16 protein-coding genes are annotated in these 14,432 nt (G+C 57.7%); 11 read left to right on the forward strand and 5 right to left on the reverse strand.

Annotated elements, in window-relative coordinates; translation table 11 throughout:
- Positions 1-11: 11 nt before the first annotated feature.
- Positions 12-815 (reverse strand): inositol-1-monophosphatase, encoded by an 804-nt coding sequence (suhB, locus tag SK62_RS05185; RefSeq protein ID WP_003860668.1) that lies wholly within the window; start codon positions 813-815, stop codon positions 12-14.
- 132 nt (positions 816-947) lie between these two features.
- On the opposite strand from suhB, the gene trmJ reads away from it, so the two are divergent.
- The 11 genes from trmJ to sseB all read left to right on the forward strand — a co-directional run bounded on the left by trmJ (position 948) and on the right by sseB (position 9,713).
- Positions 948-1,673, forward strand: coding sequence for a tRNA (cytosine(32)/uridine(32)-2'-O)-methyltransferase TrmJ (trmJ, locus tag SK62_RS05190; RefSeq protein WP_047719331.1), 726 nt, complete (start codon positions 948-950; stop codon positions 1,671-1,673).
- A gap of 234 nt (positions 1,674-1,907) precedes the next feature.
- Positions 1,908-2,399, forward strand: a complete 492-nt coding sequence (gene iscR, locus SK62_RS05195; protein ID WP_015572158.1) for a Fe-S cluster assembly transcriptional regulator IscR — start codon at positions 1,908-1,910, stop codon at positions 2,397-2,399.
- 119 nt (positions 2,400-2,518) lie between these two features.
- Entirely contained in the window at positions 2,519-3,733 is a 1,215-nt protein-coding gene (gene iscS / locus SK62_RS05200; RefSeq protein WP_003860663.1) for a cysteine desulfurase, read from the forward strand.
- Positions 3,734-3,757: 24 nt separating this feature from the next.
- Positions 3,758-4,144: a Fe-S cluster assembly scaffold IscU gene (gene iscU, locus SK62_RS05205; RefSeq protein WP_003860661.1), complete on the forward strand. Its 387-nt coding sequence runs from the start codon at positions 3,758-3,760 to the stop codon at positions 4,142-4,144.
- A gap of 13 nt (positions 4,145-4,157) precedes the next feature.
- Positions 4,158-4,481, forward strand: coding sequence for an iron-sulfur cluster assembly protein IscA (iscA, locus tag SK62_RS05210; RefSeq protein ID WP_003860659.1), 324 nt, complete (start codon positions 4,158-4,160; stop codon positions 4,479-4,481).
- 76 nt (positions 4,482-4,557) lie between these two features.
- Complete coding sequence (hscB, locus tag SK62_RS05215; RefSeq protein ID WP_003860657.1) at positions 4,558-5,073, forward strand: co-chaperone HscB; 516 nt, start codon at positions 4,558-4,560, stop codon at positions 5,071-5,073.
- A gap of 14 nt (positions 5,074-5,087) precedes the next feature.
- Complete coding sequence (gene hscA, locus SK62_RS05220; RefSeq protein ID WP_047719325.1) at positions 5,088-6,938, forward strand: Fe-S protein assembly chaperone HscA; 1,851 nt, start codon at positions 5,088-5,090, stop codon at positions 6,936-6,938.
- 1 nt (position 6,939) lies between these two features.
- On the forward strand, positions 6,940-7,275 hold the full coding sequence (fdx, locus tag SK62_RS05225) for an ISC system 2Fe-2S type ferredoxin (RefSeq protein WP_003860652.1): 336 nt from the start codon (positions 6,940-6,942) through the stop codon (positions 7,273-7,275).
- A gap of 1 nt (position 7,276) precedes the next feature.
- Positions 7,277-7,477, forward strand: coding sequence for a Fe-S cluster assembly protein IscX (gene iscX / locus SK62_RS05230; RefSeq protein WP_003860650.1), 201 nt, complete (start codon positions 7,277-7,279; stop codon positions 7,475-7,477).
- 61 nt (positions 7,478-7,538) lie between these two features.
- Positions 7,539-8,825 (forward strand): aminopeptidase PepB, encoded by a 1,287-nt coding sequence (gene pepB / locus SK62_RS05235; RefSeq protein ID WP_047719324.1) that lies wholly within the window; start codon positions 7,539-7,541, stop codon positions 8,823-8,825.
- Between the two features lie 111 nt (positions 8,826-8,936).
- Positions 8,937-9,713 (forward strand): enhanced serine sensitivity protein SseB, encoded by a 777-nt coding sequence (gene sseB, locus SK62_RS05240; protein WP_023325069.1) that lies wholly within the window; start codon positions 8,937-8,939, stop codon positions 9,711-9,713.
- Between the two features lie 17 nt (positions 9,714-9,730).
- On the opposite strand, the gene SK62_RS05245 is transcribed toward sseB, so the two are convergent.
- From SK62_RS05245 to SK62_RS05260, 4 genes are all read right to left on the reverse strand, one after another.
- Positions 9,731-10,501 (reverse strand): MurR/RpiR family transcriptional regulator, encoded by a 771-nt coding sequence (locus SK62_RS05245; protein WP_048249334.1) that lies wholly within the window; start codon positions 10,499-10,501, stop codon positions 9,731-9,733.
- The gene (sseA, locus tag SK62_RS05250) at positions 10,501-11,346 is read right to left on the reverse strand and encodes a 3-mercaptopyruvate sulfurtransferase (protein ID WP_017383536.1); all 846 of its coding nucleotides are present in this window, start codon (positions 11,344-11,346) and stop codon (positions 10,501-10,503) included. Before sseA ends, SK62_RS05245 begins: the two co-directional genes overlap by 1 nt.
- Positions 11,347-11,435: 89 nt before the next feature.
- Positions 11,436-12,803, reverse strand: coding sequence for a 6-phospho-alpha-glucosidase (locus SK62_RS05255; RefSeq protein WP_015572163.1), 1,368 nt, complete (start codon positions 12,801-12,803; stop codon positions 11,436-11,438).
- Between the two features lie 12 nt (positions 12,804-12,815).
- Complete coding sequence (locus SK62_RS05260; protein WP_032671865.1) at positions 12,816-14,360, reverse strand: PTS transporter subunit EIIC; 1,545 nt, start codon at positions 14,358-14,360, stop codon at positions 12,816-12,818.
- Positions 14,361-14,432: the final 72 nt, after the last annotated feature.

The following is a 14,432-nucleotide window of genomic DNA, read 5'->3' on the forward strand; positions in this document are numbered from 1 at the left end:
AACAGACTGAATTAACGCTTCAGCGCATCGCTCAGTTCATCACGCATGTTTGCCAGCATGGCTTTAACAACGCGCGGGTTACCTGCAACGATGTTGCCGGTAGACATATAGTTATGGCCGCCGGTGAAGTCGCAAACAATCGCGCCAGCTTCACGAGCGATCAGCTCGCCCGCCGCAAAGTCCCACGGCTTCAGTGACAGCTCAAAGTAACCGTCAACGCGGCCGGTCGCCACGTAGGCCAGATCCAGTGCAGCAGAGCCGGTGCGACGGAAGTCCGCGCATTCGGTGAACAGCTTGCCCAGGATATTCATATAAGTGGTTGCGTGCTGCTTCGCCTTGAACGGGAAGCCGGTCGCCAGAATCGTGCCGTCCAGATCGCGTGCATTGCTGCAACGCAGACGGTAGCCGTTCAGCTGCGCGCCCTGACCGCGGGTTGCGGTGAACAGTTCGTTACGCATTGGATCGTAAACAACGGCGACTTCAGTACGGCCTTTGATGCGTACTGCGATAGACACAGAGAAGTGTGGCAGGCGTTTGACGAAGTTGGTGGTGCCATCCAGTGGATCGATAACCCATTGAACATCCTGATCGGTACCTTCATGTTCACCGCTTTCTTCGGTGATGATGGTGTGCTGCGGGTAAGATTTGCGGATCGTTTCGATAATAATCGCTTCTGCGGCTTTATCTACGTTCGTCACGAAATCATTGCTGCCTTTCTGGCTGGTTTCTACGGAGTCTGGGGTTTCGTAGTGTTTGGCAATTACATTACCCGCCTTGCGCGCTGCGCGCACGGCGATGGTCAGCATCGGATGCATCGGTCTCTCTCACTGGATGTTAAAGAACAGGAAAATCGGCGCAGAGTATAGCAGCGGGATCGGATTATGTCTCTCGTTTATGATAATATGCCCGAATATTCTTCAGACACTGAATCCAGACATCTAAAAATTATGCTGCAAAACATTCGAATCGTGCTGGTCGAAACATCGCACACCGGCAACATGGGCTCTGTGGCCCGCGCTATGAAAACCATGGGCTTAACGAACCTGTGGCTGGTGAATCCGCTGGTGAAACCAGACTCTCAGGCTATTGCTCTGGCGGCCGGCGCCAGCGACGTGATCGGGAATGCGCAGATCGTGGACACTCTGGATGAAGCCCTGGCCGGTTGCAGCCTGGTGGTGGGGACCAGCGCGCGCTCCCGTACGCTGCCCTGGCCGATGCTGGACCCGCGCGAATGCGGCCTGAAAAGCATCTCAGAAGCGGAACAGGCGCCGGTTGCGCTGGTGTTTGGCCGTGAACGCGTTGGCCTGACCAACGAGGAATTACAGAAGTGTCACTATCATGTGGCGATTGCCGCCAACCCGGAATACAGCTCGCTGAATCTGGCGATGGCGGTGCAGGTGCTCGCCTACGAAGTGCGCATGGCATGGCTGGCGACGCAGGAGAAACCGGTGGAACCTAAAGAAGAGACGGCCTACCCGCTGGTGGACGACCTCGAGCGCTTCTACGGTCATCTGGAGCAGACGCTGCTCTCAACCGGCTTTATCCGTGAAGGCCACCCGGGTCAGGTGATGAACAAGCTGCGCCGTATGTTCACCCGCGCGCGTCCGGAAAGCCAGGAGCTGAACATCCTGCGCGGGATTCTGGCGTCGATTGAGCAGAAGAATAAAGAGTAGTGCAGTGTGTTCGCCGGGTGGCGCTGCGCTTACCCGGCCTACAAAGCCCGTAGGCCCGTGCAAGCGCAGCGCCGCCGGGCAAAATACGGCACAGAAGGTTAAATACCTGACTAAAACAGTCAAGTAAATAGTTGACCAATTTAGTCAGGAATGTCAGACTTGGCCCTGCTATGCAATACCCCCATTTTACAATAAAAAACCCCGGGCAGGGGCGAGTTTGAGGTTAAGTAAGACATGAGACTGACATCTAAAGGGCGTTATGCCGTGACCGCGATGCTGGACGTTGCGCTCAACTCCGAAGCGGGCCCGGTTCCGTTGGCTGATATTTCTGAACGACAAGGGATCTCCCTCTCTTACCTGGAACAGCTGTTCTCCAGACTGCGTAAAAACGGACTGGTGTCCAGCGTTCGTGGCCCGGGCGGCGGTTATCTGCTGGGTAAAGACGCAGGCAGTATTGCGGTTGGCGAAGTGATTAGCGCGGTTGACGAATCCGTCGACGCGACCCGTTGCCAGGGTAAAGGCGGCTGTCAGGGCGGCGATAAATGCCTGACCCACGCGCTGTGGCGCGATCTGAGTGACCGTCTGACCGGCTTCCTGAACAACATCACCCTGGGTGAACTGGTGAATAACCAGGAAGTTCTGGACGTGTCGGGTCGTCAGCAAAGCCATGAATCACAGCGCAGCACCCGTTCGCAGGACGCAATCGACGTTAAACTGCGCGCGTAATAAAAAGATAAGTATTTCAGAATCAGGCCGGGGCGTTAGCTCGCCCCGTGTACTCGGTCGTACATCCAGCCGGTTGCCTGATTCCTTGCATTGAAGCGATGTACGGAGTTTATAGAGCAATGAAATTACCGATTTATCTCGATTACTCCGCAACCACGCCGGTGGACCCGCGTGTTGCCGAGAAAATGATGCAGTGTCTGACCCTGGACGGAAACTTTGGTAACCCAGCTTCCCGTTCTCACCGTTTTGGCTGGCATGCTGAAGAGGCGGTTGATATCGCCCGTAATCAGATTGCTGACCTGGTCGGTGCCGACCCGCGTGAAATTGTTTTCACCTCCGGCGCGACCGAATCCGACAACCTGGCGATCAAAGGTGCTGCCAACTTTTATCAGAAAAAAGGCAAGCACATCATCACCAGCAAAACCGAACACAAAGCCGTGCTGGACACCTGCCGTCAGCTGGAGCGTGAAGGGTTCGAAGTGACTTACCTGGCGCCGCAGAGCAACGGGATCATCGACCTGAAAGAGCTCGAAGCGGCCATGCGTGATGACACCATTCTGGTTTCCATCATGCACGTTAACAACGAAATCGGCGTTGTGCAGGACATCGCAACCATCGGCGAAATGTGCCGTGCGCGCGGCATCATCTACCACGTGGATGCGACCCAGAGCGTGGGCAAACTGCCTATCGACCTGAGCCAGCTGAAAGTGGACCTGATGTCCTTCTCCGGTCACAAAATCTATGGTCCGAAAGGTATCGGCGCGCTGTACGTTCGTCGTAAGCCACGTATCCGCATCGAAGCACAGATGCACGGCGGTGGTCACGAGCGCGGCATGCGTTCCGGTACGCTGCCTGTTCACCAAATCGTGGGCATGGGCGAAGCGTATCGCATCGCGAAAGAAGAGATGGAAACCGAGATGGCACGCCTGCGTACGCTGCGTAACCGTCTGTGGGACGGCGTGAAAGATATGGAAGAAGTGTATCTGAACGGCGATCTCGAGCAGGGCGCGCCAAACATCCTCAACGTCAGCTTCAACTATGTTGAAGGCGAGTCGCTGATCATGGCGCTGAAAGACCTGGCCGTTTCTTCCGGTTCTGCCTGTACGTCTGCAAGCCTGGAGCCATCCTACGTGCTGCGCGCGCTGGGTATGACTGACGAGCTGGCACACAGCTCTATCCGTTTCTCTTTAGGTCGTTTTACTACCGAAGAAGAGATTGACTACACCATCAAACTGGTTCGTAACTCCATTGGCCGTCTGCGCGACCTTTCTCCACTGTGGGAAATGTTCAAGCAGGGCGTGGATCTGAACAGCATTGAATGGTCACATCACTAATCGGTACATAAGGAGAATTCAATCATGGCATACAGCGAAAAAGTTATCGATCATTACGAGAACCCGCGCAACGTTGGCTCTTTTGACAACAGCGATGAATCTGTCGGTAGCGGTATGGTTGGCGCGCCAGCGTGTGGCGACGTGATGAAGTTGCAGATTAAAGTCAACAATGAAGGTATCATTGAAGACGCGCGCTTCAAGACCTACGGCTGCGGTTCTGCTATCGCTTCCAGCTCCCTGGTCACCGAATGGGTGAAGGGCAAGTCTCTGGACGAAGCACAGGCAATCAAGAACACGGATATTGCTGAAGAACTCGAACTGCCGCCGGTAAAAATTCACTGCTCAATTCTGGCAGAAGACGCGATCAAAGCCGCCATTGCGGATTACAAAAGCAAACGTGAAGCAAAATAATTGAGGTTTGAGTATGTCGATTACCCTTAGCGACAGCGCTGCCGCGCGAGTAAGCTCTTTTCTGGCGAACCGTGGTAAAGGCTTTGGCCTGCGACTGGGCGTACGTACCTCCGGCTGTTCTGGTATGGCTTACGTACTGGAGTTTGTTGACGAACCGGCGTCTGATGACACCGTGTTTGAAGACAAGGGCGTGAAGGTGGTGGTCGATGGCAAAAGCCTGCAATTCCTCAACGGCACTCAGCTGGACTTCGTAAAAGAAGGCCTGAACGAAGGGTTCAAATTCACGAACCCGAACGTCAAAGACGAGTGTGGTTGCGGCGAAAGCTTCCACGTTTAACCGCGCGTCATCCGAAACCCCACCGTGGCTTTGCTACGCGTGGGGTTTGTTCTAACAGGCTACCCCTGAGATTGTTATGGATTACTTCACTCTCTTCGGACTACCCGCTCAATACCCGATCGATCTCCAGGCGCTGACGGTCCGTTTTCAGGATCTCCAACGTCAGTACCATCCGGATAAATTCGCCAGCGGGACGCAGGCAGAGCAGCTGGCTGCGGTATCACACTCCGCAACCATCAACCAGGCCTGGCAAACGCTGCGTCATCCGCTGGCGCGTGCAGAATATCTGCTCTCGCTCCACGGTTTCGATCTGGCGAGCGAACAGCATACCGTGCGCGACACCGCCTTTCTGATGGAACAGCTGGAGCTGCGCGAAGAGCTGGATGAAATTGAACAGGCTAAAGACGAAGCGCGCCTGGAAAGCTTTATCACGCGCGTAAAGGGCATGTTCGATACCCGCCATCAGCAGATGGTGGAGCAACTGAACAACGAGACCTGGGACGTGGCGGCAGACACTGTGCGCAAACTCCGTTTTCTCGATAAACTGCGAAGCAGTGCTGAACAACTCGAAGAAAAGCTGCTCGATTTTTAATTTCGGAAGCAATTATGGCCTTATTACAAATTAGTGAGCCAGGCTTAAGCGCCGCACCGCACCAGCGTCGTCTGGCCGTCGGTATTGACCTGGGCACCACCAATTCCCTCGTGGCGACCGTGCGCAGCGGCCAGGCGGAAACGCTGGCTGACGAGCAGGGCCGCCATCTGCTGCCTTCCGTGGTCCACTACCGGCAGCAGGGTCACGCGGTCGGGTTTGATGCCCGCGCTAACGCCGCGCGCGATCCGGCCAATACCATCAGCTCGGTTAAGCGCATGATGGGCCGCTCGCTGGCTGATATCCAGACCCGTTACCCGCATCTGCCGTATCAGCTACAGGCCAGCGAAAACGGCCTGCCGATGATCGCGACGTCTGCCGGTCTGCTGAACCCGATTCGCGTTTCCGCTGACATCCTCAAAGCGCTGGCGGCGCGCGCCACGGCGACGCTCGGCGGCGATCTCGACGGCGTGGTAATCACCGTTCCGGCCTACTTCGACGATGCACAGCGTCAGGGCACCAAAGACGCCGCGCGTCTGGCGGGCCTGCATGTGCTGCGTCTGCTGAACGAACCGACGGCGGCGGCCATTGCCTACGGCCTCGATTCCGGTCAGGAAGGGGTGATTGCGGTTTACGATCTCGGCGGCGGGACGTTTGATATCTCAATCCTGCGCCTGAGCCGCGGCGTGTTCGAAGTGCTGGCGACCGGCGGGGATTCCGCGCTCGGCGGCGATGACTTCGACCATCTGCTGGCAGACTACATCCGCGAGCAGGCGGGCATCAGCGATCGCAGCGATGCGCGCGTACAGCGTGAACTGCTGGATGCGGCCATCGACGCCAAAATCGCCCTGAGCGACGCGCAATCGGTCACGGTTAACGTTGCGGGCTGGCAGGGTGAGATCACCCGCAATCAGTTCAGCGAACTGATCGCGCCTCTGGTTAAGCGTACCCTGCTGGCCTGCCGTCGCGCATTGAAAGATGCGGGCGTGGAGGCCAGCGAGGTGCTGGAAGTGGTCATGGTTGGCGGCTCAACCCGCGTGCCGCTGGTGCGCGAGCGCGTGGGCGAATTCTTTGGCCGCACGCCGTTGACCTCTATCGACCCGGACAAAGTAGTTGCCGTGGGCGCCGCTATCCAGGCCGATATCCTGGTCGGCAACAAGCCGGACAGCGAAATGCTGCTGCTGGACGTCATCCCGCTGTCTCTGGGTTTAGAAACCATGGGCGGCCTGGTGGAGAAAGTCATTCCGCGTAACACCACCATTCCGGTGGCGCGCGCGCAGGAGTTTACTACCTTCAAAGACGGCCAGACCGCGATGTCCATCCACGTGATGCAGGGCGAGCGCGAGCTGGTGCAGGACTGCCGCTCTCTGGCGCGCTTTGCGCTGCGCGGAATTCCGGCGCTGCCGGCGGGCGGGGCGCATATTCGCGTTACCTTCCAGGTGGATGCGGACGGCCTGCTGAGCGTCACGGCGATGGAAAAATCGACCGGCGTGGAATCGTCCATCCAGGTGAAGCCGTCCTACGGCCTGACCGATGGCGAAATCGCCTCCATGATTCAGGACTCAATGAGCTACGCCGAGCAGGATGTGAAGGCGCGTATGCTGGCTGAACAAAAAGTTGAAGCCGCACGCGTGCTGGAAAGCCTGAACGGCGCGCTCGCTGCCGATGCCGCGCTGTTAAGCGCCGCTGAGCGTCAGGTGATTGACGATGCTGCCGCGCGCTTGAGCGCAGTGGCCGAAGGCAATGACGCTGACGCAATAGAAGAAGCCATTAAAAACGTTGATAAACAAACCCAGGACTTCGCTGCTCGCCGCATGGACAAATCTGTCCGCGTCGCGCTGAAAGGCCAGTCCGTGGACGAGGTTTAATATGCCAAAGATTGTAATTTTGCCTCATGCGGACCTCTGTCCGGATGGCGCTGTTCTGGAAGCGAAGACCGGTGAAACCATTCTCGATGTTGCCCTGCGTGCAGGTATCGAAGTGGAACACGCCTGTGAAAAATCCTGTGCCTGCACCACCTGCCACTGCATCGTGCGTGAAGGTTTCGACTCTCTCGCCGAGAGCACCGAAGACGAAGACGACATGCTGGACAAAGCATGGGGTCTGGAGCCCGACAGCCGCTTAAGCTGCCAGGCCGCGGTGACCGATGAAGATCTGGTCGTGGAGTTCCCACGTTACACCATCAACCACGCACGCGAGCATTGATATGGGACTGAAGTGGACAGACAGCCGTGAAATCGGCGAGGCGCTCTACGACGCGAACCCGGATCTCGATCCGAAGACCGTACGATTCACTGATATGCATCAGTGGATTTGCGATCTGGAAGATTTTGACGACGATCCAAACGCATCCAATGAAAAAATTCTGGAGGCGATTCTGTTAGTCTGGTTAGATGAAGCAGAATAGATAACATAAACGGGCTGCCTTCAGGCGGCCCGTTTGCTAGTTGCTAATAAGGATAAATAAAATGACCGAAGCGATGAAGATTACGCTCTCCACGCAGCCAGCCGACTCACGCTGGGGCGAAAAAGCCACCTACAGCATCAACAACGACGGTATTACCCTGCACCTGACGGGCAATGATGATTTGGGCCTGATCCAGCGCGCCGCGCGTAAAATTGACGGCCTGGGCATTAAGCATGTGTCGCTGGAAGGCGAAGGGTGGGACACCGACCGCTGCTGGGCGTTCTGCGCAGGCTACAAAGGCCCGAAAGGCACCCGCAAAATCGAGTGGGCGACCCTCGACGAAGCCGGTCAGAAAGAGCTGGAAAGCCGCCTGCAAATCATCGACTGGGTGCGCGACACCATCAACGCCCCGGCGGAAGAGTTAGGCCCTGAGCAGCTGGCGCAGCGCGCCGTCGACCTGCTGTGCGGCGTGGCGGGCGACAAGATGTCTTACCGCATCACCAAAGGTGAAGACCTGCGCGAGCAGAACTACATGGGCATCCACACCGTGGGCCGTGGCTCCGAGCGTCCTCCGGTCCTGCTGGCGCTGGATTACAACCCAACCGGCGATAAAGAAGCGCCGGTCTTTGCCTGTCTGGTCGGAAAAGGCATCACCTTCGACACCGGCGGCTACAGCCTGAAGCAGAGCGCGTTCATGGATTCCATGAAGTCCGACATGGGCGGTGCGGCCACCATTACCGGCGCGCTGGCGTTCGCCATCACCCGCGGTCTGAACAAGCGCGTGAAGCTCTACCTGTGCTGCGCGGACAACATGGTGAGCGGCAACGCCTTCAAGCTGGGCGACATCATTCGCTACCGCAACGGTAAAAACGTTGAGGTGATGAACACCGACGCCGAAGGCCGTCTGGTGCTGGCCGATGGCCTGATCGACGCCTCTGCGCAGAAGCCGGAGCTGATTATCGACATGGCAACCCTGACCGGCGCGGCGAAAACGGCGCTGGGTAACGACTATCACGCCCTGTTCAGCTTCGACGACAAGCTGGCCGCTCGCCTGCTGGCCAGCGCGGCGGCGGAAAACGAACCGTTCTGGCGTCTGCCGCTGGCCGAGTTCCACCGCAGCCAGCTGCCGTCCAACTTCGCCGAGCTGAACAACACCGCGAACGCAGCGTACCCGGCGGGGGCAAGCACCGCAGCAGGCTTCCTGTCTCACTTCGTTGAGAACTACCATGAAGGCTGGCTGCACATTGACTGCTCCGCAACCTACCGTAAAGCGGCGGTTGAGCAGTGGTCTGCGGGTGCGACCGGTCTGGGCGTGCGTACCGTGGCGAACCTGCTGACGGCTGAGTAATCTTTTTTGCCCTCACCCTAACCCTCTCCCACAGGGAGAGGGGATGGTTTGCTCCCTCTCCCTTGAGGGAGAGGGCCGGGGTGAGGGGGAAATGCATCATCTGGAATTGTTATGTCCGAAACCAAAAACGAATTAGAAACCCTGCTGGAGCAGGCGGCGACCGAACCCGCCCACCGTCCGGCCTTTTTCCGCACGCTGCTGGAATCCACCGTCTGGGTGCCGGGCACCGCGGCGGAAGGGGAGCAGGTTGTCGAAGACAGCGCGCTGGATCTGCTGCACTGGGAGAAAGACGACGGCACCTCGGTGATCCCGTTCTTTACTTCGCTCGAGGCCTTGCAGGAAGCGGTAGAAGACGAACAGGCGTTCGTGGTGATGCCGGTGCGCACGTTGTTCGAAATGACCCTGGGGCAGACGCTGTTCCTCAACGCCAAACTGCCGACCGGGAAAGAGTTTACTCCGCGCGAAATCAGCCACCTGATTGGTGACGAGGGCAACCCGCTCAGCACTCAGGAGGTGCTGGAAGGGGGCGAAACGCTGCTGCTGTCTGAAGTGGCCGAGCCGCCCGCGCAGATGATTGACTCCCTGACCACGCTGTTTAAAACCATCAAGCCGGTAAAACGCGCGTTTCTCTGCTCCATCAAAGAGAGCGCTGACGAAAAGCCTGTTCTGCTGATAGGGATTGAGGCCGACGGCGATATCGACGAGATCATCCAGGCAGCGGGAAGCGTGGCAACCGACACCCTGCCGGGCGATGAGCCGATTGATATCTGTCAGGTGAAGAAAGGTGAGAAGGGGATCAGCCACTTTATTACCGAGCACATCACCCCGTTCTACGAGCGTCGCTGGGGCGGCTTCCTGCGCGATCTCAAGACCAACCGCATTATCTGATTACGGCGGGGTGACCTTCACCCCGTTGCTTCCAGCAGCAGTAAATCCATCAGCAGCACCAGATTCGACTCAAACGACGTTACCCCTGCGGCTTCGGCGGCGAAATGTACCGCTTCGTCATAGAGGGCAAAATGCACGTCCGCCATACCCGCCAGCGTATTGGCCGACGCGCGGGTAAACGCGACGATCGTCATGCCGACGTTTTTGGCGATCCGCGCTTTATCCAGTACCTGCTCCGTTTCGCCGCTGCGTGAAACGGCAATAAACACCTGATAGCGCGCGGCGTTGCTGAGAAAAATATTCCGGCTGTCTCCCGGCCCGGAGATGAACACCGTTTTTCCCAGCACCTGCAACTTCTTGGTCAGGTACTCGGCAAAAAGGTACGAAAACCCGGCGCCGTAGAGAAAGAAGCTCTCTTTCTGGCGCAGCAGGCTGGCAAACTGCTGGCGTTTGTCCTGAGTGACCCACTGGAAGGTCTGCTGATAGTTGGCAACGAACCGGGTAAAAAGCCCGGGCATTTCCGCATGTTGCTCAGGCTGTACGGTGATATGCGGCGTGTCAGAAAGCAACTGCTTGCAGTGCCAGATAAACTCGCTAAAGCCGCTAAACCCCAGCTTCTGACACAGCCGCATAATCGTCGCGGTAGAGACAAATGTCGCCTGCGCCAGCTCGCGCACCGTGATGTTGCCCACCAGCAATGGATGCTCAGTGAGGTGGGCGAGGACGCGATACTCCGCGCGGGTCAGCGACGATCCGCGCGTTAACAGCGTTGCCAGGCGGTTATCCATTATTTCGCCGGTTCAACCGGCAGATCGTCCCGTGCACCCCATTCACTCCAGGCGCCGTCGTACAGAGTCACGTCATTCGCGCCAAGGGTTGCCAGCGCCAGGATCACCACGCAGGCCGTCACGCCGGAGCCGCAGCTGGCAATAACCGGACGATGCAAATCCACGCCCTGACGTTCAAAAATGGCACGCAATTCATCGGTGGTTTTCAGCTCGCCTTCAAACACCAGATCGCCCCACGGTACGTTCAGCGCCCCCGGGATATGTCCGCGTTTCAGTCCCGGACGCGGCTCGTCCGCTTCTGCGTTGAAACGTGGAGCGGGACGCGCATCGACGATTTGCGCCGTGTTTTCGTGGCTCACGACCAGCACGTCGGTCAGGCGCTTGACCACGTTAGCGTCAAACGTGGCATCAAATTCCCCTTCCGGCAGCGTGACGTCACCCTGCTGAAGCGGTAGTTCGTCGCGCTTCCAGCCTGCAAGTCCGCCCGCCAGAATCGATACCTTTTCCACGCCGAAGTTTTTCAGCATCCACCACGCTCGCGGCGCGGAAAACAGATTACCTTCATCGTAAACAACAAGATGTTTATCTTTGCTGATGCCCAGCTCGCGCATCGCCACGGAAAACGCTTCCGGGCGAGGCAGCATGTGCGGCAGGGGAGAGGTGTGATCGGAGAGGGCTTCGATATCAAAAAATACCGCGCCAGGCAGGTGCCCTGCACGGTATTCAGCGGGAACGTCACGATGCTCCTGGCCCGGAGGGGCCATGCGCGCGTCGATAATCTGAACTTCCGGGTCGTCGCCGTGCTCAATCAGCCAGTCGGCAGCGACAAAATATGAGGTGGACATGGTTGCCTCCATTCTTTTCCGTAAAAAAGGATTGTCGGTGTTTTTTCTGACACCGACAAGCTAACCACGTTCAACTCGCGAGCAAGCCCCTATTTTTTCACCGCTTCACCGTCCAGCCAGGCCTTTTGCAGCGCAGGCCAGTAGTCGCGGTTGGCTTCGATCATCTCATCCAGAATCGCTTTCGCGTGCTCCATGGTCGGCACGGTGCGGTTCAGAGTGAACGCCTGCAACGCTTTCTCGTAGCTGCCTTCGATGGTTGCCTCAACCAGCAGCTGTTCAGAGGCCAGCTGCTGTTGCAGGAGCGTCTGGTGGAACAGCGGTACCTGACCCACGCGGACAGGCTCCGGCCCTTCGGAGGTGATATAGGCAGGCACTTCCACCACCGCATCGTACGGCAGGTTGGTAATCGCCCCGCGGTTTTCCACCATCACCAGATGGCGTTGGCGCAGGTTGAACGCCAGTGAGCAGGCGACATCGACGATAAATTCGCCGTGAACACCTACGTGGAAGGCGTCCGGTAAAATTCCGGTGCGCTGGTACTCTTCGGCGGCGGCAAACAGCTTTTTCTCACGCCCGTTCATCACTTCGTTGGCGCGGGTATAGTCCGGGTTCTGATGCTCCACAATCTGGTTTGGCATCAGGTAGTACTGTAGATACGGGTTCGGCAGGTACTCCGGGAAGTTATCCATAATCGGCTTGATGTTGCGCCAGGTTTTCACCCACGACGGATCCGAGTGCTGCGGGTCGGTTTTCGCGGCATCTTCCGTCAGCAGGCCAAACTTCGCGATATGTTTACGCAGCTCCGGCAGCTTGTCCTCGCCGTCCACCCGCACGCGAGTAAACCAGCCGAAATGGTTGAGGCCAAAATAGTCCACCTCCAGTTTATGGCGATCCACGCCCAGAATGGCACCCATATTGCGCATCGCGGCAACCGGCATATCGCAGATGTTCAGCACGCGTGCGTTGGGGCGCAGGCGACGCACGCCTTCAGCGACAATCGCCGCCGGGTTGGAGTAGTTCACGATCCACGCCTTTTCGTGCGCGTAGCGTTCCACCCGATCGATCAGCTCTACCATCGGCAGGATAGTACGCAGGCCATATGCCAGCCCGCCGGGTCCGCAGGTTTCCTGGCCGACCACCCCGTGGCGCAGCGGGATCTTTTCATCCTGCTCGCGCATTTTGTACTGTCCGACGCGCATCTGGGCAAAAACAAAATGCGCGCCGCTGAAGGCCACTTCCGGGTCGCTGGTGACGGTGAATTTGATGCTCTGGCTGTGGTCGCGAATAACCTTCTCCACCACGGGCGCAATGGTGTTCTGGCGCGCCTCGTCAATGTCATACAGGCGGATCTCTGCCAGAGGGAAATCATGCAGACGTACCATCAGGCTTTTCACAATACCTGGCGTGTAGGTGCTACCGCCGCCGGCAATCGACAGAATAAATGGGGGTGTAAACATCTTTAGCTCCTTTCAGAGAAACGTCTCAACGGCTTCTCGCATTTTTTTGACATGCAGCCCGTAGACCACCTGAACGTTGTTACCTTGTTTGATAACCCCTTTCGCGCCGGTCGCTTTCAGGCGCGGTTCGTCGATGATGTCGACGTCCTTCACCGTGACGCGTAAGCGGGTGTAGCAGTTATCCACTACCTCTATATTTTCCCGACCGCCCAGACCCACCACGATGGATTCGCCCAGCTCGTCGTTATTGCCCTTCGCCTGGTACTCCTGCTTGCTGTAAAGACGTGTCTCCTGGTCCTCATCTTCACGCCCCGGCGTTTTCATGTTGAAGCGCAGGATCAGGAAGCGGAATACCACGAAATAAAGGGCGAACATGATCAGCCCGACCACGATGTACATGGGCCAGTTGGACTTCTCCGTGCCGAGCGGCAGGTTGTAGAGGATGAAATCGATAATCCCGTTGGCGCCGATGGCGTGAACGCCAAACAGCGAGAACAGCATCATGCCGATGCCGGTCAGCACCGCATGCACCACGAACAGCAGCGGGGCGACGAACAGGAAGGAGAATTCAATCGGCTCGGTTACGCCGACCAGCAGCGAGGTCAGCGCCGCCGGGATCAGAATCGCTTTCGCAATCGCTTTACGCTCTGGCTTCGCGGTCATGTACATCGCCAGCGCGGCGGCAGGAAGGCCGAACATCTTGCTGATGCCGCGCGCATCCCACACCACGGTACTGCTGAGCTGCTTCACGTCCGGGCAGGCCATCTCGGCGAAGTAGATATTGCGCGCGCCCTGATAGGTTGCGCCACACACCTCCTGCGTACCGCCCAGTTCGGTATACAGGAACGGCGTATAGACCAGATGATGCAGGCCCGTCGGCACCAGAATGCGTTCAAGGAAACCGTAGATCGCCACGCCAAACGGACCGGACCCTTTGATCGCCAGCGCCAGAGCGCTTATTCCATGCTGTGCGTACGGCCAGAGTTCGCTCATGACCACGCCGAGCAGCATAGAGACAGGCAGCATCACAATCGCGACAAAGCAGTGACCGGAGTAAATCGCCATCGCGCCGTTAAACTGGACACCGGAATATTTGTTGTACAGATAACCGGAGAGCGCCCCGGTCAGGATCCCGGCGAAAACGCCCATCTCCAGCACCTGGACGCCCAGCACCATGCTTTGTCCGGCGGCTTTCATCTGTTCCGCAGGGGCCAGTTCTCCCTGAAGCTGTAACGTCACGTTCATCGCGTTAATGAATACGATAAAGGTCACCAGCCCAATCAACGCCGCGTAGCCTTTGTCTCGTGTTGCCAGTCCAATGGGGATCCCGACGGCAAATACCAGCGCCAGGTTGACCAGCACCGACACGGCAGATTTGGCGATCAGCTGGCCGACACTCTGGATCAGCGGGTGGCCGAGAAACGGCAGGTACTCGGCCAGATTGCCGTTACCCAGTACATTCCCGAAGGCGATAAACAGGCCGACGATGGGTAAGATAAGTACAGGTCCGTACAATGATTTTCCGAAATTTTGTAGGGCGTTCACGGCTCGTTTCATGGCTTTCTCTCTTATTGAACCGCGCACTCGGGGTGCGTCATGGTCATAAAACTAGCAGGCCTGATGCGAGCT

Origin of the sequence: Enterobacter sp. BIDMC109 (assembly GCF_001037885.1) — a bacterium.
Classification (GTDB): Bacteria; Pseudomonadota; Gammaproteobacteria; order Enterobacterales; family Enterobacteriaceae; genus Enterobacter; species Enterobacter hormaechei_C.

Coding starts and splice junctions, on each gene's coding strand:
- suhB (WP_003860668.1), bottom strand. CDS start 815: ATGCATCCGATGCTGACCATCGCCGTGCGCGCAGCGCGCAAGGCGGGT.
- trmJ (WP_047719331.1), top strand. CDS start 948: ATGCTGCAAAACATTCGAATCGTGCTGGTCGAAACATCGCACACCGGC.
- iscR (WP_015572158.1), top strand. CDS start 1,908: ATGAGACTGACATCTAAAGGGCGTTATGCCGTGACCGCGATGCTGGAC.
- iscS (WP_003860663.1), top strand. CDS start 2,519: ATGAAATTACCGATTTATCTCGATTACTCCGCAACCACGCCGGTGGAC.
- iscU (WP_003860661.1), top strand. CDS start 3,758: ATGGCATACAGCGAAAAAGTTATCGATCATTACGAGAACCCGCGCAAC.
- iscA (WP_003860659.1), top strand. CDS start 4,158: ATGTCGATTACCCTTAGCGACAGCGCTGCCGCGCGAGTAAGCTCTTTT.
- hscB (WP_003860657.1), top strand. CDS start 4,558: ATGGATTACTTCACTCTCTTCGGACTACCCGCTCAATACCCGATCGAT.
- hscA (WP_047719325.1), top strand. CDS start 5,088: ATGGCCTTATTACAAATTAGTGAGCCAGGCTTAAGCGCCGCACCGCAC.
- fdx (WP_003860652.1), top strand. CDS start 6,940: ATGCCAAAGATTGTAATTTTGCCTCATGCGGACCTCTGTCCGGATGGC.
- iscX (WP_003860650.1), top strand. CDS start 7,277: ATGGGACTGAAGTGGACAGACAGCCGTGAAATCGGCGAGGCGCTCTAC.
- pepB (WP_047719324.1), top strand. CDS start 7,539: ATGACCGAAGCGATGAAGATTACGCTCTCCACGCAGCCAGCCGACTCA.
- sseB (WP_023325069.1), top strand. CDS start 8,937: ATGTCCGAAACCAAAAACGAATTAGAAACCCTGCTGGAGCAGGCGGCG.
- SK62_RS05245 (WP_048249334.1), bottom strand. CDS start 10,501: ATGGATAACCGCCTGGCAACGCTGTTAACGCGCGGATCGTCGCTGACC.
- sseA (WP_017383536.1), bottom strand. CDS start 11,346: ATGTCCACCTCATATTTTGTCGCTGCCGACTGGCTGATTGAGCACGGC.
- SK62_RS05255 (WP_015572163.1), bottom strand. CDS start 12,803: ATGTTTACACCCCCATTTATTCTGTCGATTGCCGGCGGCGGTAGCACC.
- SK62_RS05260 (WP_032671865.1), bottom strand. CDS start 14,360: ATGAAACGAGCCGTGAACGCCCTACAAAATTTCGGAAAATCATTGTAC.